This window comes from Allobosea sp. 05T438, assembly GCF_056396025.1.
In genome coordinates this window covers 352461-374028 of sequence record NZ_JBFTKQ010000003.1, presented here as the reverse complement: position 1 = coordinate 374028, position 21568 = coordinate 352461, and the positions used below count along the sequence as shown (strand labels likewise).

General features: G+C 67.3%; 17 protein-coding genes. 9 read left to right on the top strand and 8 right to left on the bottom strand.

The features are described 5' to 3' along the window. The first annotated feature begins 3 nt into the window (after positions 1 to 3). From AC1DIN_RS10205 to AC1DIN_RS10180, 6 genes are read left to right on the top strand one after another with little or no spacing between them, the layout of a single operon-like run. The gene (locus AC1DIN_RS10205; protein ID WP_441469190.1) at positions 4 to 2190 is read left to right on the top strand and encodes a glycosyltransferase family 2 protein; all 2187 of its coding nucleotides are present in this window, start codon (positions 4 to 6) and stop codon (positions 2188 to 2190) included. Positions 2191 to 2192: 2 nt separating this feature from the next. Beyond that, positions 2193 to 3497: a glycosyltransferase family 4 protein gene (locus AC1DIN_RS10200; protein ID WP_476809667.1), complete on the top strand. Its 1305-nt coding sequence runs from the start codon at positions 2193 to 2195 to the stop codon at positions 3495 to 3497. Positions 3498 to 3528: 31 nt separating this feature from the next. Beyond that, the gene (locus tag AC1DIN_RS10195) at positions 3529 to 4710 is read left to right on the top strand and encodes a polysaccharide pyruvyl transferase family protein (RefSeq protein ID WP_476809666.1); all 1182 of its coding nucleotides are present in this window, start codon (positions 3529 to 3531) and stop codon (positions 4708 to 4710) included. Continuing rightward, positions 4707 to 5891: a hypothetical protein gene (locus AC1DIN_RS10190; protein WP_476809665.1), complete on the top strand. Its 1185-nt coding sequence runs from the start codon at positions 4707 to 4709 to the stop codon at positions 5889 to 5891. Before AC1DIN_RS10195 ends, AC1DIN_RS10190 begins: the two co-directional genes overlap by 4 nt. Next, entirely contained in the window at positions 5888 to 7351 is a 1464-nt protein-coding gene (locus AC1DIN_RS10185) for a polysaccharide pyruvyl transferase family protein (protein ID WP_476809664.1), read from the top strand. Before AC1DIN_RS10190 ends, AC1DIN_RS10185 begins: the two co-directional genes overlap by 4 nt. Positions 7352 to 7367: 16 nt before the next feature. Next, on the top strand, positions 7368 to 8228 hold the full coding sequence (locus AC1DIN_RS10180) for a glycosyltransferase family 2 protein (RefSeq protein WP_476809663.1): 861 nt from the start codon (positions 7368 to 7370) through the stop codon (positions 8226 to 8228). Positions 8229 to 8253: 25 nt separating this feature from the next. Here AC1DIN_RS10180 and AC1DIN_RS10175 read toward each other — a convergent pair whose 3' ends face one another. Both AC1DIN_RS10175 and AC1DIN_RS10170 read right to left on the bottom strand, forming a co-directional pair. Continuing rightward, positions 8254 to 10008, bottom strand: a complete 1755-nt coding sequence (locus AC1DIN_RS10175; protein ID WP_476809662.1) for an ABC transporter ATP-binding protein — start codon at positions 10006 to 10008, stop codon at positions 8254 to 8256. A 23-nt stretch (positions 10009 to 10031) separates the two neighbouring features. Continuing rightward, entirely contained in the window at positions 10032 to 10841 is an 810-nt protein-coding gene (locus tag AC1DIN_RS10170) for an ATP-binding cassette domain-containing protein (RefSeq protein WP_476809750.1), read from the bottom strand. A 299-nt stretch (positions 10842 to 11140) separates the two neighbouring features. Here AC1DIN_RS10170 and AC1DIN_RS10165 point away from each other — a divergent pair, with 299 nt between their 5' ends. Together AC1DIN_RS10165 and fhuB are read left to right on the top strand one after the other, a co-directional pair. Then, the gene (locus tag AC1DIN_RS10165; protein WP_476809661.1) at positions 11141 to 12031 is read left to right on the top strand and encodes an ABC transporter substrate-binding protein; all 891 of its coding nucleotides are present in this window, start codon (positions 11141 to 11143) and stop codon (positions 12029 to 12031) included. Further along, a complete protein-coding gene (gene fhuB, locus AC1DIN_RS10160; RefSeq protein ID WP_476809660.1) occupies positions 12024 to 14021 on the top strand; it encodes a Fe(3+)-hydroxamate ABC transporter permease FhuB in 1998 nt (665 codons plus the stop codon). The genes AC1DIN_RS10165 and fhuB overlap by 8 nt, the downstream gene beginning before the upstream one ends. A gap of 42 nt (positions 14022 to 14063) precedes the next feature. Here the strand turns inward: fhuB and minE are convergent, their stop codons facing one another. The 4 genes from minE to AC1DIN_RS10140 all read right to left on the bottom strand — a co-directional run bounded on the left by minE (position 14064) and on the right by AC1DIN_RS10140 (position 17306). After that, positions 14064 to 14327 carry a cell division topological specificity factor MinE gene (gene minE / locus AC1DIN_RS10155; protein ID WP_441469199.1) on the bottom strand — a complete coding sequence of 88 codons (264 nt, stop codon included), beginning with the start codon at positions 14325 to 14327 and terminating at the stop codon, positions 14064 to 14066. Then, entirely contained in the window at positions 14324 to 15139 is an 816-nt protein-coding gene (minD, locus tag AC1DIN_RS10150; protein WP_476809659.1) for a septum site-determining protein MinD, read from the bottom strand. The genes minE and minD overlap by 4 nt, the downstream gene beginning before the upstream one ends. 34 nt (positions 15140 to 15173) lie before the next feature. After that, positions 15174 to 15908, bottom strand: a complete 735-nt coding sequence (minC, locus tag AC1DIN_RS10145; protein ID WP_441469201.1) for a septum site-determining protein MinC — start codon at positions 15906 to 15908, stop codon at positions 15174 to 15176. A 201-nt stretch (positions 15909 to 16109) separates the two neighbouring features. Then, positions 16110 to 17306, bottom strand: coding sequence for an MFS transporter (locus AC1DIN_RS10140; RefSeq protein WP_476809658.1), 1197 nt, complete (start codon positions 17304 to 17306; stop codon positions 16110 to 16112). Between the two features lie 95 nt (positions 17307 to 17401). On the opposite strand from AC1DIN_RS10140, the gene AC1DIN_RS10135 reads away from it, so the two are divergent. Continuing rightward, entirely contained in the window at positions 17402 to 18160 is a 759-nt protein-coding gene (locus AC1DIN_RS10135) for a helix-turn-helix domain-containing protein (RefSeq protein ID WP_476809657.1), read from the top strand. Positions 18161 to 18793: 633 nt separating this feature from the next. Here AC1DIN_RS10135 and AC1DIN_RS10130 read toward each other — a convergent pair. Continuing rightward, positions 18794 to 19096: a hypothetical protein gene (locus tag AC1DIN_RS10130; RefSeq protein WP_476809656.1), complete on the bottom strand. Its 303-nt coding sequence runs from the start codon at positions 19094 to 19096 to the stop codon at positions 18794 to 18796. Between the two features lie 102 nt (positions 19097 to 19198). After that, positions 19199 to 21499: a xanthine dehydrogenase family protein molybdopterin-binding subunit gene (locus AC1DIN_RS10125; RefSeq protein WP_476809655.1), complete on the bottom strand. Its 2301-nt coding sequence runs from the start codon at positions 21497 to 21499 to the stop codon at positions 19199 to 19201. Positions 21500 to 21568 lie beyond the last annotated feature (69 nt).

Genomic DNA, 21568 nt, shown 5'->3' with positions numbered 1-21568 from the left:
GCGATGAGTGAGGTCATCGTTCCCGAGAGGACTGCGGTCGCCCCGGCTCCGACGGTCGCCTGGACGCCGCTCGGCGAGAACGCCATCCTCGTCCGCAGCACCTGCGACGCCATCCCGGCCAAGGTCCCGGTCGCGGTCGACGGCAATCCGCGCAACCGCGCCCAGACCATGGTGCTGAGCTGGCGCCGGCCCGGAGCCGAGGCTTCGGCAGCGACCGGCTTCCTCTGCCTGGCACCGGCACCCAGCGTCGACAGCAGCGGCACCGGCGCGCTCCTGATCGGCCGCCCCGGCCGTCCGCTGCGGCTGATCCTGGCACCGAAGCCGCAGCCGCTTCAGGTTTTCCTGTCCGAACTCGCCGACGACGCCGGACAGGCCTTTCCGAGCGTCGTCGACGGCCTGCTCGAAGTGCTGCTGACCGGCGCGCCCAATCCGCGCCGCCTGCGCGCGGTCGCGATGCTCCTGCAAACCGTCGCGCGGCCCGGCGGCTTCGTCGAGGTGATGGGATCGCTCGATGGCGACGGCATCTTCCTGCAGGGTTGGACCTCCCATTTTGCAGCCGGGCGGATCAAGCTTCTGATCGCCCATGGCGGCCTCTCCCCAGCCAATCTCGAAGCCGGAACCTTGGAGCGGGATGATCTCGGCGAAGGCGCCCGCGGCTTCTTCGGCCTGCTCGAGGATTGCCAGGCCCAGCAGCCGGGAGAGATCGAGCGGCTCTATTTCCGCGGGAACGACGGCTGGCGCGCGCTCGAGGTCTATGAGCGCTATGTCCTGCTCGAACCGATCACCGTTCCCGGCCATCTCCGCGACGGGCTCCAGCGCGGCACGGCCCCCCAGGCCACGGCCGACAAGCTGCGGCGCGCCTCCCAGCGCTTCGACGGCCGCGACACTGTCTGCCTCCTGGAAGAGCCCGTCCGCGCCGGCATCGACGCCGTCACCATTGTCGAGAACACCGGTGTTCTGATCATCGGCTGGCTCTTTGATCCGGAGCGCCGGGTCGACGCGGTCACGCTGCGCAGCGGCAGCCAGTCCTGCGCCGTCGACCGGCTCTGGACCCGCGTGCAGCGGCCGGACGTCACGGCGGCCTTCATGGAGGACCCGCGCTTCGGCCCGGCCCTCGCCTCGCGGCGCAACAGCCACGGCTTCATCGTCTTCGCGCCCAAGCTCGTGCCGGAACCCGGCCAGCCGCTCCACCTCGCCTTCGAGGTCCAGGGCACCGGCCCTGCCTTCCTGCCGCTCGAACCCAATCGCGGCCAGGCGCGCCGGGCGCTCGAGCGCATCCTCGGTCTGCTCGACCCGCGTTCCGCGACGGCGAATGCCGTCGTCGAGCGCCAGATCGCTCCGGCCCTGCAGGCTGCGGAGATCGCGCCGCCGCGTGCCGTCGAGACCCTCGATGTCGGCGCGTTCGACCCGGAGGCCCAGCTCGGCCTCGTCATCGGCCTCGACCATCGCCAGCGCGAATTGTCAGCGCTCTTCGCGCTGATGGCGATGGACCCGGAGGTCAGGCCGCTGCCGATCGTGCTCGCTGCGCCCTCGGAGAGCTTCGACCGCGTCGGTGCCGAAGCCCGCCGGCTGGCCCGCTTCTACGGGCTCTCGGTGCGTCTCATCGCCGTCGAAGGTGTCGAGGACGCCTGCGATGCGCTGGAGGCCGGTGTCCGCGCCTGCCGCTTCCAGACGGTGGCCCTGCTCTCGGGCGCCGCCCAGATCCGGATGCCGGGCTGGCTCGGCCGGCTCGAACGGGCCTATCGCGCGCGCGGCGGCCAATGCGTTGCCAGCCCCACCCTGCTCTTCGAGGACGATTCAATCCGCTGGGCCGGCGCCTGGCTGGAGGGCGAGGGAGCCAGCCGGCGCATTGCCAATCGTTTCGTCGGCTATCCGCTGGAGGCGGTCGGCAATCTCGGTCCGATGGAGGTCGCGGCCGGCGCGAGCGAATGCTGCGTGCTCTCGCGTGCCGCCTTCGTCCAGGTCGGCGGCTTCGCGCGCAACTACTTCACCACGGCGGAGAAGGGTCTCGATCTCTGCCTCAAGCTCAGGATGGCGGGCTCCCCCTCTCTCTGGGTGCCGGATGTCGAGGTCTACGCGGTCGATGACGCCGAGATCGCCTCGCCCCATCTCGGCGCGCTCGCCCAGCTCGCGGACCGGACCAGCTTCGACCGGCGTTGGGCGCTCGCCATCTCCAATATGAAAGGCTGAGGATGCGGGTTCTCGTGATATCCCACGGCCATCCCTCGCTCTCGCTCGGTGGGGCGGAGATGGCGTCCTACAACCTCCACAAGGGGTTGCAGACGGGCGAGGGTGTCGATTCCCATTACCTCGCCCGCGTCGGTTCACCGACCCCGCGCCATGCCGGCACGGCGCTGATGAGCCTGCGCCAGCGCGGCGGCGAATTGCTCTACTACGCCGAGGATTACGACCACTTTCTCATCTCGAACCGCGCGACGGAGGAGATCGAGCGCGACTTCGTGCGCGTCCTGAACGATTTGAAGCCGGACGTGGTGCATTTCCACCATTTCATCGGGCTCGGGCTCGAATGCCTGTTCGCAGTGCGCGACGCGCTGCCGGACGCACTGATCGTGGTGACCTTCCACGAATATCTCAGCATCTGCCACCACCACGGCCAGATGGTGAAGACCGGCGCCTTCAAGCTCTGCTACCGGGCCTCGCCGACCGATTGCAACGCCTGCTTCCCCGAGATCTCTCCGGCACGCTTCCTGGCCCGCGAGACCTTCATCAAGGGCATGCTCGGCCTCGCCGACCATTTCGTTTCGCCGAGCCGCTTTCTCGCCGATCGCTATGTCGGCTGGGGGCTGGCGCAGGAGCGGTTCTCGGTGATCGAGAACGGCATCGACGTCGCTGCCGCCGCGCCGCCGCGGCCATTGCCCGAAGGCAAGACGCGGCGCTCGCGCTTCGCCTATTTCGGGCAGCTGACGCCCTACAAGGGGGCCGATATGCTGATCGACGCGGTGACGCGCATCCCGGACTCCGTCTGGGACGAGGATGCGATCCTGCTGATCTATGGCGGCAATCTCGAACGCCAGCCTCAAGGATATCAGGACAAGTTCGCCAAGCTGGTCGAGGGCGCCGGGCGCCGCGTGCGCTTCTGCGGTGCCTTCCAGAACCACGAGATGCCCAACCTGATGCGCTCGGTCGACTGGGTGGTGATGCCCTCGATCTGGTGGGAGAATTCACCCATCGTGATCCAGGAGGCGTTCTTCCACGGCCGTCCGATCCTGGCGAGCAATCTCGGCGGGATGGCCGAAAAGATCACCGACGAGGTCGACGGCCTGCATTTCCGCGCCGGCAGCCCGGAAGACCTCGTCGACTGCATGACGCGCGCCCTGACCGAGCCCAAGCTCTGGGACCGGCTGCGCGTGGGCATCAAGCGGCCGATGAGCCATCGCGAATGCGCGCAGACGCATCTCGACCTCTATCGCCGCCTCCTGGCCGAACGCAGCCAGCCGGCGCCGAAGCGGCACGATCCGGCCGCGATGATCGCCTGAAACCATAACGAGATAACAGGGGAGACCTGACATGGCCCGCATCCTCGTCATCAGCCCGTCGGGAGAGGTCTACGACCACGACAATGTGCGCTGGTATCGCTATGCCGACCTGCAGAGTCACATCGACCACTACCACAACATCGGCGACGCCTTCGTCTTCGATTCCTCGCTGAAGCTGCTCAACTTCGACAAGCTCGACGAGCTGCCGATCGCGCATGTCGATCCGGCCAGGATCGACCGGCTCAATGCCGAGTACGACTACGTCTTCTTGCGCGGCTCAAACTACATCCATGCGCAGATGAACTGGTCGCGCGCCGCCGAAGTGCTGCGCCGGCTCAAGCTGCCGGTCATCGCCTTCGGCATCGGCGCGCAGGCGCCGGTCAGCGGCAAGCTGGAATTGAGCGAGGACACCAAGACAGTCCTGAAGCTCATTTCGGACTCCACCGCCTCGCTCGGCGTGCGCGGCGCTTACTCCGCCGAGGTCCTGAACGATCTCGGCATCCACAACGTCCGGATCATCGGCTGCCCGACCGCGTTCCGAAACAACAGCCCCGATCTCGCCATTCGCCTGCCCGCGCTCGACCAGGTCAAGAAGGTCGGCGTCACGCTGCGGCGCGAGGTCTCGAAGACCTATGCGCAGGACATCAAGCGCTACCTCACCTTCCACCGCGATCTGGTGAAGGCGATGGCTGATCGTTTCGAGGTCACGCTGATGTCGCAGGGCGAGGTCGAGGAGAAGAAGCTCGCACTCGGCACGCCCGAGCAGAAGGCGCAAGCCATGGCGTCGCTGCGCGACAACGCCTGGGCGCGCGACTGGTACATCGATGAGCAGGTCTCGAGCCTTTACCAGAGCCGCATGTTCTATTCCGATGTCGTCGCGGAATATGAGCGGCTGGTGCGCGGGCTCGATCTCGTCCTCGGCTACCGGCTGCACGGCAATCTGATGGCGCTCGCCAACGGCACGCCCTCGATCTACTTCACTTATGACAGCCGCACCGTGGAGTTCGCGGACACCTTCAAGATCCCGAGCGTCGACGTCTTCTCCGGCCAGGACTTTCGGCTGGAGGATTACTGGGAGCAGTCCCGTTTCGACCGATTCAACGAGGCTTACGCCCGGGTCTACGGGCAGATGCGCGACTTCCTGGTCGAGAACCGCGTCGACAACAAGATGGCGGGTCGCGCAGCCGCGGAACCACAGCGGAAGGTGGCATGAGGGGCGCTCGCGCCCTCCTGCGCACGGCGCCGCTGCTTGCGGCGCTGCTGCCGACTTCGCTCGCCGGTGCCGCGGAAGGCTCACGCTACCGCCTGGAACTTGGGTCCGGCGCGCAGGAGGAGACGGTCTTCGACTGGTCGAAGGAGCGCTGCCAGGAATGGCACATCCCGGACGCGCCGCTGCGCGCCTTCCGCGACGACAAGGGTGCGGTCGTCGCCTTCGCCAGCCACTACCGCAACCGCGCACTGATCGGCGCAGGCCTCGACCGGATCAAGACCACTTGTGCGATCTCGTTCGAGGCGAAGAACAGCGCCGATCCCAGCCAGTTCAGCGACATGAGCTGGATCGCCGCGACCTGGAGCAAGGACGGGCGCGACGTCTACGCGCTGATGCATGACGAGTATCACGCCGACCGCCACCCGGGCGCCTGCCGGTTCAAGGACGGGATGAGCTGCTGGTACAATGTCGTGACGGCAGCGCGCTCGAACGATGGTGGCGAGAGCTTCAAGGTCGACGACCCGCCGACCGTCGTCGCCGCGCCGGCCTTCAAACAGGATGTCGGGCAAGGCCGTCACCGCGGCTTCTTCAACCCGTCGAACATCGTCGAGAAGGACGGCGCCTGGTACGCGCTGATCGCGACGACCGGCGGCGAGGGCCAGAAGGGAGGCACCTGCCTCTACCGAACCCCGGACATCCGCGATCCCAAGGCATGGCGTGCCTTCGACGGCGAGGATTTCACCGTGCGCGCCGTCGATCCCTATCGCGAGGATGCAGGGCAGGCCAAACCCTGCCAGCCGCTCAAGGTGCTGCCGACGGTCGTGGGCTCGGTCACCCGCCATGAGGCGAGCGGAGAATGGCTCGCCATCTTCCATCTCGGCCCCGATCCCAAACAGGGCATCGCGGGTGGACGCGTCGCCTATAGCTGGTCGAAGGACCTGATCAAATGGACGCCGCTGCAGACGCTCCTCACCCATCCGACGATGTGGAGCAAGGATTGCGGCGACAGCGTGCGCTACGCCTATGGCGCCATCGCCGACCCCGCCTCGCCCTCGCGGAATTTCGAGACGACGGGCGATGAGCCCTACCTGTTCATGACCAAGATGCATGTCACGGGCTGCAAGATGGGGCCGCAGCGCGACCTCGTCCGCATCAAGGTCCGCATCGTGAAGGAAACGCCATGAATGCGAATGCGCACGCGCACCAATTCGCTGCGAGCCAGGCCGTGCAGACCATGAAGATCCTGCGCGCCAGCACGCGGGAGGTCGTCGTCCTTGTCGCCCGGGAACCGGGTGGAAGCTGGCCCTCCCTGCGCCTCCTGCTCGACGGCGAGGACTATGCCACGATCCATCCCGGCGCCCTTGTCGCCGGCGATGCGACGGTGGCGGAAATCGCCATTCCCCTGCCGGCACTCCCCGAAACGCGGCTGCGCGCGATCGCGGTGGCCGATGCCAGGACCGGCGCGCTCGCCCCCGGCTCGCATTTGCGCCCTGTCGCCACGACGAAGGCCTTGCGCGCGCTGGTGATCTACCCGGCGGGCGAGGTCTACGACCACGACAAGGTGCGCTGGTACCGCGCGCCGCTGGAGAAGCTGCTCTCCGATTACTTCAATATCGGCGACATGATCGTCTACGACTCGACGCTGAAGCTGCTCGACTATGCGCATCTCGAGCCGATGAAGATCATGAACCCGACCGAGGCCGACATCGAGCGCTATGCCAGCGAGTTCGACTTCGTCTTCGTGCGCGGCTCCAACTTCATCCACGAGAAGATGGAGTGGTTCCGCGCCGTCGAGGTGCTGGAGAAGGTCCAGCTGCCGGTCTACGCCATCGGCGTCGGTGCGCAGGCCAGCCAGAACCGCGCGATCGAGCTGCCCGAGAGTTCAAAGCGTTTCTGGCAGATTGTCGCGGATCGCTGCGCTGCCATCGGCGTGCGCGGCGCCTTCAGCGCCGAGACGCTGCGCCGCAACGGCGTCGGCAATGTCGAGGTCGTCGGCTGCCCCTCGATCTTCCGCACCTGCAACCGCGACCTCCACATCCGCGTGCCGGACCAGCGTGCGATCCGGAAGGTCGCCTTCAGCCTGCGCCGCGAGGCCGACAAGAGCTACACGGTCGACCCCGAAGCCTATCTGCGCAACCAGCGCGCGGCCCTGCTCAAGGTCGACGGCCAGAGCGAGATGGTGATGTCCTCGCATGGCGAGCAGGAGGAGAAGGCTTTCTTCCTGCGCGACGAGGCGGCCAAGGGGAAGGCCATCGCCGAATTCGCCAGGACCGGCTGGTGGGACGGGCCGAACGATGCCCGGATGCGCGAGATCTATGAGCGCAGGATGTTCACCTTCTTCGATGTCGAGGATTACGACCGCTTCGCGCAAGGGGTCGACCTCGCCGTCGGCTACCGCGTGCATGGCGTGCTTCCGGCTGTCGCGCATGGCGTGCCCGGCGTGCTCGTCTCCTACGACACGCGCAGCCAGGAGCTGGCGGAGACGCTGAAGATCCCGGTCGTGCCCGAGCAGGCTCTGGCCGAGGGCGGCTGGCGCGCCGTCTATCGCGAGGCGGCGCTGAACGGGCTCGCCAAATCCTATGCCGCCTCCTACGATCGGATGCTCGCTTTCCTCGATCGCAACGGCGTCCCGCACCGGATGTGACCGGAGGAGCCGGGGAATGAAGAAGGTCGCCGTGGTGACGATGCAGTTCAACGAGGCGTTCTACGTCTCGCGCTGGATCGACTATTATTCCGGGCTCGTCGGCCGCGAGAATCTCTATGTGATCGACCATGACAGCGACGCGGAGATACGCGAGACCCTGCAGGGCGTCAGCATCGTCCGCTATCCCCGCTCGGCGCTGGACGATCAGGAGCGCGCGCGCTTCGTCTCGAAATTCGTCGGCGCGCTGCTCGAGCTCTACGAGACGGTGATCTATTGCGATTGCGACGAGTTCGTCAGCCACGACCCCCGCCGTTTCGAGAGCTTCGGCGCCTGGCTGGACGCCGCCGATTTCGAGTACGCGACCTGCATCGGCTTCAATGTGACGCCGATGCTGCAGGGGGAGAACGCGGCGCTCCTCGACGGGCCGATCCTGCGCCAGCGCGGCCATGTCCGCTTCGTCTCGCCGATGTGCAAGACGTTGATCGTGCGCAAGCCCATCCGCTGGGGCGGTGGCTTTCACCACGCCAATCAGCCGCCGCATTTTCCCGGCGCCTATCTGTTTCACCTCAAATACGCCGATCTGGGCGAGCGCGTGTACCGGCAATCGCTGACGCGCGGGCTCGACTTCACCCAGGTCGACCAGGGCCATCACCAGCGCAGCAGCGACCTCGACCTGCTCAACCTCTATTGCAGCTTCGACCGGCTCGAGCGCCGCGACTGGGATGACGACGCGATCGAGCGCTACTGCCAGAGCTTCATCGAAGGCATCAAGCGCTCGGAGCGCGGCGGCGAGGTCGGCACCATGTATGTGGCACCGCTCAATATCGCCGGCACGGAAGCCTGGCGTCTGCCCGACAGCTTCCGCGGATTATTCTGAGCGGTTCGCCGCGGCCTAGCCCAACTCAGGCAACGGCGGGACCTGAAGCCAGAGGGTCATGGCCGGCCTGCGCGGCGTGGAGGCTGCGATAGCGCCCATCCTTGCGGGCGAGAAGCTGGGCGTGGCTGCCCTGCTCGACGACATCGCCGTTCTCGACCACCACAATGCGGTCGGCATTGGCGATCGTGGCAAGCCGGTGGGCGATGACCAGCGTGGTGCGGCCGCGCGACAGCTCCGACAGCGATTGCTGGATCGCCTTCTCGGTCTCGGTGTCGAGCGCCGAGGTCGCCTCGTCGAGGATCAGGATCGGCGGGTTCTTCAGGAAGATGCGGGCGATGGCGAGGCGCTGCTTCTGGCCGCCGGAGAGCTTGACGCCACGCTCGCCGATCACCGTGTCGAGCCCCTGCGGCAATGCGGCAATAACGCCGTCGAGCCGCGCGCGACGCGCCGCCTCGACGATCTCCTCCTCGGTCGCATCGAGACGGCCATAGGCGATGTTGTCGCGGATCGTGCCGGCGAAGAGGAAGACATCCTGCTGGACGATGCCGATGTTCGAGCGCAGCGACTTCAAGGTCATGTCGCGGATATCGATGCCGTCGATCAGGATCGCGCCACCCGTGACTTCATAGAAGCGCGGCAGCAGAGAGCAGATCGTGGTCTTGCCCGCGCCGGACGGCCCGACGAAGGCGATGGTCTCGCCGGCCCTGATGTCGAGATCGAGGCCAGCGAAGATCGGGCTTCCCGCGCCGTAGCCGAAGTGGATGCCGCGGTAGGCGATATCGCCCCGCAGCCGCTCGACGGCCCGGGCGCCCGGCCGGTCGGCGACGTCGGGGCGCGTCGCCAGGAAGGCGAGATAGCGCTGGAAGCCGGCGATACCCTTCGGATAGCTCTCGATGACCGCGTTGATCTTGTCGACCGGGCGGAAGAACACATTGACCAGCAGTAGGAAGCCGATGAAGCCGCCCGCGGACAATTCGCCGCGCACGACGAACCAGCCGCCCGCCAACATCACCACCACCTGCACGAAGCGCATCGAGAGGTAGGAGAGCGAGGTCGAGGCCGCCATCAGCTTGTAGGCCTGCAGCTTCGTATCGCGATAGTGGCGGTTGCTCTCGGCGAAGAGCCGGCGCTCGTGGTCCTCGTTGGCGAAGGCCTGGACGACGCGGATGCCGCCGACATTTTCCTCGATGCGCGCGTTGAAATCCCCGACCCGGCCGTAGAGCGCGTGCCAGTTCGTGGTCATGCGACTGCCGTAGCGGATGGTGACGAACGCCGTGAGGGGAACCACGAGCGCGGTGACGATGGCGAGCGGAGGATGGACCCACAGCATCAGCGCGAAGGCGCCGATCAGGGTCATGATCGCGATAAACAGATCTTCCGGCCCGTGATGGGCGACCTCGCCGATCTCCTCGAGATCCTTGGTCAGCCGGGCGACGAGATGGCCGGTTTTCTGGTTGTCGAAGAAGCCGAAGGAAAGCTTCTGCAGATGGTCGAAGGCCTTGGCGCGCATCTCGGTCTCGATGCCGATGCCGAGCATATGGCCCCAATAGGTGACGATGACCTGTAGCCCTGCGCTGATGAGATAGGCGACGAAAAGACCTGCGGCGGCGACCGCGATCATTCCGATCTCGCCGGTCGGGAGCAGCCGGTCGATGAACAGCGTCACCGCGACGGGAAAGGCGAGCTCCAGCAGGCCGGCCGCAACCGCGCTGCAGAAGTCCAGCAGGAACAGGCCGCGATGCGGCCGATAATAGGCGGCGAACCGCTTGATCAGATCCATATCGGTCTCCGCGGCGGCCGCTCTCAGGCTGGAAGAGCGATCGGTCGCTGGGTCTGTGGGTGGGCGATGACGCTCATGTCGACGCCGTAGATGCGGCCAAGTTGCTGCGCGGTCATGACCTCCTCCGGCGTTCCCCGGACGATCATCTTGCCGGAATGCAGGGCGATGATCTCGTCGCAGAACCGGGCCGCCATATTGACGTCGTGCAGCACGACGATGACACCGAGGCCCTTGTCCGCGGACAACCGGTGCACCAGCGACAGCACCTCGATCTGGTGCGCGATGTCGAGCGCGGAGGTCGGCTCGTCGAGGAGCAGGCATTCCGCATCCTGCGCCACGAGCATCGCGAGCCAGACGCGCTGGCACTCGCCGCCCGAGAGAGTGTCGACCAGCCGGTCCGCGAAGGGCTCGACATCGGTCAGCGCCATGGCTTCAGCGACCTTGTCTCGGTCCTTCGCGCCGAAGCGGCCGAGCGCGCCATGCCAGGGATAGCGGCCGAGCGCGACGAGTTCCTTGACCAATAGTCCCGAAGAGGGCGGCGTCTGCTGCGGCAGATAGGCGACCTTGCGCGCGAAGGCGCGGCCGTTCCAGGCGTCGAGCGCCTTGCCTTCGAACCGAATCGTCCCGCCCGAGGGCGCCTGCTGGCGGGCCAGCAGCTTGAGCAGCGTCGACTTGCCCGAGCCGTTATGGCCGATCAGCCCGATGACCTGCCGGGTCGGCAGCGACAGCGTCAGCGGCTCCAGCAGCACCCGGCCGGGCACGCTGAAGGTGACGCCCTCGAGGCCGAAGAGGTCGCCCTGGCCGTCAGCGGCAAGCGGACCGTTCCCGGCCATCGAAAGGGCCTTCGCCGCCAGAACGCCATCACCGGATGGAAATGCGGTAGCCTTGCTCTGCATGATCGGACGCGCCTTCGGGATCATCGGTTTTCAGCCGCATTCCTCGGCCTACACCGCCGCGGCCCATGGCGAAAGTGGAGTTGTTTCGTCTCCGAAAGCCAGCGGGCTCGTGCCTGCACGAGCCTCGCCCGATTGACGGTCCCAATCCATCGACGCGCAGCCCTGCACCGTCACCGTCTCGGCAAACGACGGCTGGTAAGAGGCTCCCTCGTCAGGGCTGTGCTAGACCCGAGCGCATGATCGGCATCCCGTCATCCCCGACGCGGCGCGGCGCACTGGCGCTTCTCGGCGCCACCAGCCTCCCGCTCCCGGCCGTGGCGGCGGGGCTGCGCGTCGCGACCGTCGACTGGTCGGTGCTGGAGACTTTGCTTGCGCTGGGAGTGCCGCCGATCGCGGCACCGGAATTGCGCCAATTCCGCGAAGTCGCGGTCGAACCCGCGGTTCCCGCAAGCGTCACCGATCTCGGCCTGCGCGGCACGATCAATTTGGAGCTCCTCTTGCTGTCACGGCCGGAGCTGATCTTCTCGTCGAGCTTCTATGTCGCCTCCGAGCCGCGGCTGCGCCGGATCGCGCCGGTCGAGAGCTTCTCGATCTACGCGCCGCACCGCTTGCCCTATGAGCCGGCGGTCGCGATGACCCGCAGCATAGGCCAGCGCCTCGGCATCGCCGCGACGGCGGAGCGCTACATCACCGGGACCGAGGCGCAATTCGCGGAGCTGCGCGAAAGGCTGAAGCCGTTGGGCGCGCGTCCGGTGCTCCCCGTCAATCTCGGCGATGCCCGGCATTTCCGTGTTTTCGGCGATGACAGCATGTTCGCCGAGGTGCTGAAGCGGCTCGGGCTCGCCAACGCCTGGACCGAGCATACGAACTATTCGGCCATGGCCCCGATCGGGCTCGAAGCGCTCGTCCATGTTCCCGGCGCCTTCATCGCGCTGATCCCGCCCGTCCCGCCCGGCGCCATGCAGACCCTCGCGGCCAGCGCCTTCTGGAACGCCTTGCCGAACCTGCGCGAAGGCCGGCTCCTGCAGCTTGGCGCCATCAACCCCTATGGCGGCCTGCCGGCGGCGCGGCGTTTCGCGCGATTGCTCACCGACGCCTTGCTCAGGGCGGAGACTGCCCGTGGCTGAGGCGGTCCGAGCACTACGCCCGCCAACCGGCGGACACTCCGGTGCCTGGCTTCTCGCGGCGATGACGGCGGCTGCCCTTTTCTTGGCGGTGGTCGTGACGCGCCCGTCCCTGTCGGCGCCGCCCGAGCTCGCACGAACCCTCGAATCGATCCTGCTTTGGCACAGCCTCGTGCCGCGCGCTGCAACCGCTCTGATCAGCGGCGCGGCGCTCGGGCTCGCTGGCATGCTGCTGCAGCGCGTGCTGCATAACCCGATCGCGGATGCCTCAACGCTCGGCATCGCCTCCGGCGCGCAGCTCGCGCTGACTGCCGCCACGGCTTATGCGCCCGCCCTGCTCGTCTTCTCGCGCGAAGGCGTCGCGTTGGCCGGCGCCATCGCCGCGGTCGCTCTCGTCCTCGGCCTGAGCTGGCGGCGCCGGCTCGATCCGATGACGGTCGTCCTCTCGGGCATGGTCGTCTCGCTCGTCTCGGCGGCAGCGAGCGCGACAGCCATTCTCGCCAAGGGCGAATATCTGCTGTCGCTGTTCATCTGGGGCGCGGGCTCGCTCAATCAGCAGAGCTGGGACGCAGCCATGGCGCTCGGCCCGCGTCTCATGCTGAGCGCCCTCGCCGCCGCACTGCTCTTGCGGCCCCTCGCCCTTCTGGGGCTCGACGAGGACATGGCGCGCGGCCTCGGCCTCGCCCTTCATGCGACACGCTTTGCCGTCCTGTGCATCGCCGTATGGCTGGCGGCGAGCGTCACAGCAGAGGTCGGCGTGATCGGCTTCGTCGGCCTTGCCGCCCCCGCGCTGGCGCGCGAACTCGGCGCCCGCACCCCGCGACAGATGCTGCTGGCAGCACCCGCGCTCGGAGCCTTGCTGCTCTCGATCACCGACAGCACGGTGCAGTTGCTCGGCTCCGGCTTCAACGATCTCGCGCCGGCCGGTGCCGCCACCGCCCTGTTCGGCGGCCCGCTGCTGCTGTGGTTGATGCGCAGGGTCCCGCCCACCCTTCCGCCGCAGGCCACCGATACCGTTTGGCGCCTGGACCGGACCGCACGCTCGCTCCGGACCCTCGTTCCGCTCGCCGCCATCATCGCGCTCGTCGCGGCGCTCGGTCTCGTGCTCGGGCGCGGACCACAGGGATGGGAGTTGGCGACGGGTTCTCTCTTCCGGGATCTGCTGCCGTTCCGTGGTCCGCGCCTCGCCGCGGCGGGCTCGGCAGGCGTTCTGCTCGGCGCCGCCGGCTGCCTGATGCAGCGCCTCACCGCGAACCCTCTCGCCGGCCCCGAGGTGCTCGGCGTCAGCGCCGCCGGCGGCGTCGGATTGCTGCTCGCCCTCACATTCTTGCCGGCGAGCCCCTTCGCGATGCTGGCAGGCGTAGCGGGCGGCTCGCTGGCGGTGCTCTTCGTCATGCTGCTGTTCGCCGGCCGCCCGGGCATCGGGCCGCAGCGCCTGCTGCTTGCCGGCATCGCCATGGGCGCGCTCAGCATGGCGGTGGTCTCGACAGCGCTCGCCCAGGGCGATCTGCGCGCCTACATGCTGCTGGTCTGGCTTTCAGGCTCGACCGACCGGGCCGGCGAGATCGAGGCGTGGACCGGCCTTATCGCATGCGTCCTGCTGATCGCGCCTCTTCTGCTCGCGGTGCGCTGGCTCGATCTGCTGCCGCTCGGGGACGCCACCAGCCGCAGCCTCGGCCTCGCGGTGGAGCGCAGCCGCCTCTGCCTCGCTGCGCTGGCAGCGCTGATGACGGCGGTGGCCTCGCTTCTGGTTGGGCCCTTGAGTCTGATCGGGCTCATCGCCCCACATCTCGCCCGCCTCGCCGGCTTCGCACGCAGCCGCGACCAGCTTCTCGCCTCCGCCCTGATCGGCTGCGGCGTGATGATCGTTGCGGATTGGCTCGCGCGTCTCGTCGCTTTTCCCTATCAGGTGCCCGTCGGGCTATTCGCCGCGCTGATCAGCGGGCCCTACCTGATCTGGCTTCTGAACCGCGGAGGAAGCCGAAATGGCTGACACCGCCGGTCCGCGTGCGAATCGGTTGTGGGAAGGCGGCCGTCAGGCCGCCTTCTTGCCCGCGTCGAACGGGATTTCGATATCGACGGCCAGGGTCGAGACCTGGGCGCCGCGTTCCATGCGGACGGTGACCTTCTCGTCATCGACCTGCATGTGCTTCGAGATCGCGCGCAGGATCTCATCCCGCAGCTTGGTGACGAGATCCGAGTCGCCGACGGCAGCGCGCTCATGAGCGAGCAACACCTGCAACCGCTCACGCGCGGCGGGCGCCGACCGGGGGCGGGAGAAAAGACGAAGCAGGTTCATGCCGCCTTCCTTCCGAAGATCTTGCCGAAGAAGCCGCGCTTCTCGCCGGGAACGGTGACCGGCAGGGCCTCGCCCCTGAGCCTGCGCACCGCGTCGAAATAGGCGACGGCAGGCGCGCTGCGCTCGTCGGCCAGCGTGACGGGCGAGCCGACATTGGAAGCCCGCAGCACATCCATGCTTTCCGGGACGATGCCGAGCAGCGGGATCGACAGGATCTCGAGGACGTCGTCCACCTTGAGCATGTCGCCGCGCTCGGCCCGGACGGGGTCGTAGCGGGTCAGGAGGAGATGCTTCTCGACGCGCTCGCCGCTCTCGGCCTTCAGCGTCTTGGAATCGAGCAGGCCGATGATGCGGTCGGAATCGCGTACAGAGGAGACTTCCGGATTGGTCACGACGATCGCGATATCGGCGTGGCGCATCGCCAGCGTCGCGCCGCGCTCGATGCCGGCCGGGCTGTCGCAGATCACCCAGTCGAACGAGGTCTTGAGAGCGCCGATGACCGCCGCAACGCCTTCGGCCGTCAGGTTGTCCTTGTCGCGCGTCTGCGAGGCCGGCAGCAGGTAGAGCGTCTCGAGCCGCTTGTCGCGGATCAGCGCCTGCGTCAGCTTGGCTTCGCCCTGGATCACATTGACGAGGTCGTAGACCACGCGCCGTTCCGCCCCCATGACGAGGTCGAGATTGCGCAGGCCGACGTCGAAATCGACGACCACGACCTTCTCGCCGTCGCGCGCCAGGGCGGCGCCAAGTGCCGCCGAGGAGGTCGTCTTGCCGACGCCGCCCTTGCCCGATGTGACCACGATGACCTTGCCCATTGACCTCTCCTGTTGATGTGGACGCGCCTTCGGCTCAGGCGAGTGATCCGACCTTGAATGTGTCGCCTTCCAGCCAGAACTGGACGGCCTTTCCGTGCAGGCCCGGCTCCAAATCCTCGGCGGTCTTGTAGTAGCCGTCGATGGCGACGAGCTCGGCCTCGAGCTTGCGGCAGAAGATGCGTGCCTCGGCATTGCCGATCGTCCCCGCCATGGCCCGGCCGCGCAGCGTGCCGTAGACATGGATCGAGCCGCCCGCGATGACCTCCGCCCCCGACGCGACCGAGCCGACGATCGTGACATCGCCCTCGGCGAAGATCACCGACTGTCCCGAGCGGACGGGCTGGGTCACGACCAGGGACGGCAATGCCTGGGGCACGGCCATGGCCGCCGGGGCGACGCTTTCGGGAGCCGGCGGCTTGCCGCCCTCGTCGGCAGCCGGCGCTTCGATATCCGATGTCGGGCGGCCATCCGCCATCGCCGGCGGCAGATCCGTCCCGAGCAGCGAGGGGCGCGCGCCTTCGATGCCCATGATCCGCACATTGCGCGTGCCGAGCCGGTCGATCAGATCGCGCAGCTGGGGCCGGTCGATGTCCAGCCCGGTGATGTCGAGAACCACGGGCCGGCGCATGAAGAAACCGGTCGAGCGCGAGGCCAGGTCATCGAGCCGGACCAACCAATCCTCGAAGGGAAGCTCGGGGGTCAGGGCCAGCGCAAGGAAGCTGCGCCCCTTGAGACGAATGGGTCGGGATTGGGTTAACACGCCGGTCATCTTGGTAAATTTTCGGTTGCTTCGGTGTATCGAGCGTATGGTTAACAAGCGGTAAACCGGCGCCGCTTATCCACGCTAAGAAGCCGGCATCGCGCACCGGCCGGACCGATCTGTCAGGGTGTATGAAGCGCCTGCGCCGGGCTTCCCGGCATGCGAAAAACCCGGCCAGATCGGCGACGCAGGCGCGCGGAAGAGCGCCGGCTATTCGGCAGGAGCAGCCTTTTGCGACGCCGCACCTTGAGCGAGGAAATAGAACGCCAGCGACGCCAGCCAGACGACCAGGCCGAACACGGCTGCTCCGCCCAGAACCAGCCCGAAGCCGCCCTGCGCATAGAGGACCGCCAGCATGGGCACCACGAAACCGCTCACGGTGAAGCCGAGGAAATAGCGCACGCTGAACGCCTTGGCGCGGTGCTGGGCCGGCACATAGCGCGCGACCATGGCATCGTTGACGACGACCTGCCCGTAGATCGCGGTCATCGTCAGGACGAGGCCGAGCAGCAGGGGGACGCCCTGGGTCGTTGCCGCCAGCACGAGGCCGAGCGGCTGCAGGATGGCGAGGCCGACGAACAGGGCGGGCAGCGTGTAGCGGTCGACGAGCCGGCCCATCAGCCATTGCGCCCCAGCCCCGAACACGAAGACCAGCGTCGCCAGCGAGCCCGTCAGCACCAGCGGCAGGTCCAGCCCGAGCCGCTCGTCCAGGACCTTCGGCAAGGAGATGGTCGTGATGTTGAAAGTCATGCCGCCGGCGATGATCGCGACGGCGAAGACAGCGAGAAGCGCCACGGGGCGGCCCACCGGAATGAGCTCCGCCTTGCCGGAGCGGTTCGCATGCGGCGCCCCGTCGCCGGGCACGAGCGCTATGAACGCGACACCAACCGCGAGGCAGACGAGGCCCGGCAGCACGAAGGCCACACGCCAGCCGAAGCTTGCCGCCAGCAATGCGGTGACGCCGGCAGCCGACGCGGCGCCGAGATTGCCCCAGACCGCGTTGACCCCGAGATCGCGCCCGAGTTGGCGGGCGTGGTTGACCAGCATCGTCGAACCCACCGGATGATAGATGGCCGACGCCACGCCGAGCACGAGCAGCCAGGCCGCGAAGGCCGCAGGCCCGCTCGCGCTGGCGACGCCGAGACAGGACAGCCCGTAGCCGAGGAAGAATATGGCGAGCATGTTGCGCCGGCCGAAGCGGTCCGAGAGCCAACCCATCGGCAGCGAGCACAGGCCGAAGGCGACGAAGGCGCCCGTCGCGAGACCGATCAGCTCGGCGTAGCTCAGGCCGGTCTGTGCCGCGATGGCGATCACGGCCGTGGGATAGATGAGCAGCACGAAGTGATCGAGCGCATGGGCTGCGTTGACGAAGAGAAGCGTGCGCTTGGACAGCGTCTCAGGGCTCATGGCGATGCTCGCGACAGGGACGGCATTCTTATATCTTGACCCGCTGCGCTCTGTTGGGCCGTTATTCTGCATGATCGGGCCAAACGGAGATGGCGATGCGTGGCGACAGCGACGCCTATCAGACGGTTCCGCGGGCCATCGGCGTCATGCCGAAGACCTATGAGGCGGGCGCGACCACCGGCTGGCACAGCCACCCACGAGCCCAGCTTCTCTACGCCACCGCCGGGCTGACCCTGGTGACGGCGGAGGACGGAACCTGGATTCTGCCCGCACAGCATGCGCTCTGGATTCCACCGGGGCTTTTCCACGAGGTCAGGATGCATGGAAGAGTCTCGATGTGCTCGGCCTATGTCGCACCTGAATCCGTGGGTGTCCTGCCGAAGGGATGCCGCGTTCTTCAGGTGACGCCGTTGCTGGCTTCGTCGCTGGCGGCGCTGGCGGCCGAGCCCCTCCTCTATGATGAGAACGGGCGCGGCGGGCATCTCGCCGCGCTGATACTCGATGAAATCGCGCGCGCGCCGGAAACAGCTTTGACCCTGCCCCTGCCGCGCGATCCACGGCTGCGTCGCGTCTGCGAGGCGTTGTTGAAGGACCCTGCCTCGCCCCTCGACCTCGACGGCTGGGCGCAGCACGCCGGCGCAAGCCGGCGCACGCTGACGCGCGGCTTCCGCATCGAGACCGGCATGAGTTTTGGCGAATGGAGGGCACGTTTGCGGCTGGTTCGCGCTCTCGCCCTGGCGACGGACGGCTGGCCCCCGCACCAGATCGTCCGCGCCGTCGGCTACGCCGATCTGCGGGCGCTGAGGGCTGCCGCCGAACGCATCCTTGGCAGCACAGCCTTGTCATGGCGGTGAATGACGAGGGGATATGCCGTGGATGCGCGCGAATCCATTCTGACAATGGGTCGCATGGGTGTTTTCGGTGGCTCGGGCGTCGGTGCTTTCACCGCGCTCCCGACGTGAAGCCCCGCGGCTACAAAGCGCCAAAAGCAGGCTTCGAATGATCCCTTGCATGCAGACATTCATGATCGGTCCGATCGCTTCGCAGTGGCGATCGGAGGGAGGCTTTCGCGGCGAAGCGACAACCCTCGGTCGGACATCCAGCAGACCAATGCCCGCACGGCAGCGCCCCAGAGCACTCATCGTCGGATTGGTCACACCATAGTACCAAACGAGACCCATCGCCTGCTGGAAAGCCCATGCAGCCCCGGGCGTCCATTCCAATTCACCGGTTTGAGTAGCTTCGCGAAAGGCTGCCCGAGGGGCACGATCCAGTAGGTGCCATGCAACGACGAGATCGAGCGCCGGATCGGTGGGGCCGAAACTGCCACCGTCGAGAACTTCGGCACGGCTTCCGACGCGGAAGATATCGCGCAGCCTTCTCCACCTGCTCTTTCCGACCGAGAAGGAAATCCGCCTGATTGGAGTGACTCCGTCGTCGTTTGAAGACGATCAGCGAGATGAGCCAAGCCAGCTGAGCCTGATGATCTAGGCTAATGCCTGTTCTGAATTGCAGTGTTGCTTGAGCTTCCGCCGCTGCTCGAAGGAGGAGGACGTGCCGATCAAATGCGCGGCTTCGTCCGGGCGCGCTTTGCTGAACAACGCCTGAGCGACAATGTCGCCTGTGGGCCACAAGCGCCCGTTCGACAGCAGCCCGGCTTGTCGCCTTCCACTCGACCAGTTCCCTGAAGCATCGATTTGATGCAACTGCGCGGTCGGGCAAACGCGCCCTACAATCTCGCACAGGTGCTGGTGATGGGAGAGGTAGATCGCCTGTCCGGCCTGGGCCATCCCGGCGCAGAGCCGGAAAGCCTCCTCCGCGCGCAACTCCGCTGCAGCACGGATAGTTGCTTCGCTTGGCGTTTTGAAGCCAGCGCTTCCCGGCTTCTTTCCTCAACCCTTCGCAGTGTCCCGCGCCTCCTGGATCGCACGCCAGACTCGGGAGGGGGTGGCGGGCATGTCCAGATGCGTGACGCCGAGAGGCCGAAGCGCGTCGAGGATGGCGTGGATGACGGTCTGGGGCGCGCCGATGCAACCGGCCTGTCCCGCTCCCTTGGCACCGATCGGATTGGCCTCGGTCGCCAATTCCACCATCGATAGCTCGAATGAGGGCAGGTCCATCGCGCGCGGCATTGCATAATCCATGAAGGTTGCGCTCAGGAGCTGGCCGCCATCGGGATCGTAGCGGGCTTCCTCCATCAGTGCCTGGCCGATGCCTTGCGCCAGCCCGCCATGCACCTGCGCTTCGGTCAGCAGGGGATTGATCAACGTGCCGTAGTCGTCGACGGCGACATAGCGCAGCAGGACGACTTCGCCGGTGTCGGGATCAACCTCGACCTCTGCCGCTTGCGCGCCGTTCGGAAAGGTCAGCGGAGCGTTGCGTCGCGCGCCATGGCTGGCAAGCGCCTGGCCTGTCGTCTCCGCGACATGGCGCGCGACATCGACGAGGTCGACTTCGCCGGCCCCGGGGGCACGGAAGCGTCCACCTTCGAAGGTGACCGTGTCGGGAGAACTCTGGAGGAGCTGGCCTGCTGCGGGCTTGCCGGCCTCGACCAGCGCCCTCGCGGCCAGAACCAGCGCCCCGCCGCCCATATGCAGCGAGCGTGCGCCGCCATGGCCGCCGCCGCTGGGGACGAGAGCCGTATCGCCCTGGACAAGATGGAAGCGCTCCACAGGCAGACCCAACTCGCTCGACAGCAGTTGGGCGAAGCTCGTCTCGTGACCCTGGCCGTTCGACTGGGTGCCAACCGCCATGTCGATGCCGCCATCCGCGCGAAACGACAACCAGGCATCCTCGCTCGGGGCGCCGCGCGAGGTTTCCAGAAAGCAGCCGATGCCAAAGCCGCGCAGTTTGCCGCGCCGACGCGATTGCGCCTTGCGGCGCCGAAAGCCGGGGCGGTCGGCCGCGGCCAGCACGCCGTCGAGATTGCTTCCAAAGCTGCCGCAATCGAGCACGGCGCCGAAGGGCTTCCGATAAGGGAAGCGGTGGATGAAGTTGCGCTTGCGCAAGGCGGCGGGGTCGATGCGCAAGCGATGAGCCGCCTCGTCCACCAGTCTTTCGATCAGATAGTTGGCCTCCGGTTTGCCGGCGCCTCGATAGGCGTCGATCGGAACGGTGTTGGTGAAGATGCAGCGGACATCCATCGTCATCGCCGGGATGTCGTAGAGCCCTCCCACAGCCGGAGTCGGCGCAGTGGTCGCGCTGCCCGGACCGAGCGAGGAGACATAGGCGCCGAGATTGGCGATGGTTTCGACCTGAAGCGCCAGGAAACGGCCCTTTTTGTCCAGGGCGAGTCTGCCGGTCGTCAGATTGTCGCGGGCGTGGACGCCGCCGGAGAAGTCCTCGATGCGCTCGGCGAGCCAGCGCACCGGCCGGCCGAGGCGCTCGGCCGCGACGAGCACCAGCGCATATTCCGGATAGGTGACATTCTTCATGCCGAACCCGCCGCCGACATCGGGGCAGGCGACATCGAGCCGTTCGGGCGCGACGCACAACACTGCCGCGAGCTCGCGGCGGATGTCGTGCACCGAGGCGCCGCTGAGCGACAACCGGTAGCGGCCGCTGGTCGGATCGAAGCGTCCGAGCGCGGTGCGCGGCTCGAGCGCGGCCGCCGCGATCCTGTTGTTCACGACCCGGCAGCTCACGACGTGGGCGGCCCGTTCGAAGGCGGCAGCCACGATGGCCTCGTCGCCGAGGCGATAGCGCAGCGCGAGGTTGCCGGGCGCCTGCGGCCAGATTTCCGGCGCGCCGAGCTCAGCCGTGGCTGTAAGGTCGGTGACGGAAGGCAGAATGTCGTAGTCGACGGCGATGAGTTCGCAGGCTTCGCGGGCAAGATCGATCGTCTCGGCCACGACGAAGGCGACGGGATCGCCGACATGGCGGGCGCAGTCACGCGCAAGGGCCTGCCGGGATGGCACGATCAGCGGCGCATCGCCAGCCACCGCCAGCGAGCAGGGAAAGGAGCCGAGATCGGCGATGCCCGCCGCGGTGTAGATCGCGTGGACACCGGGCAGCTTCCGGGCAGCCTCGGTATCAACGGCGAGGATCGCGGCATGAGCGTGCGGCGAGCGCAGCACCATCGCATGCAGCGCCCCGGGCACCGCCTCGTCGTCCAGGTAGTTGCCGCGCCCTGTCAGGAAGCGCTCGTCCTCGAAGCGGCGCAGCGAGCGCGGGTCCGACGAGGCTGAATCCACGACGGCCGGCTCCTTCTCGTGGCAAGAAACTTTCGCATGCATCAGGCTGTCACTCGTCCGCCGAGGATA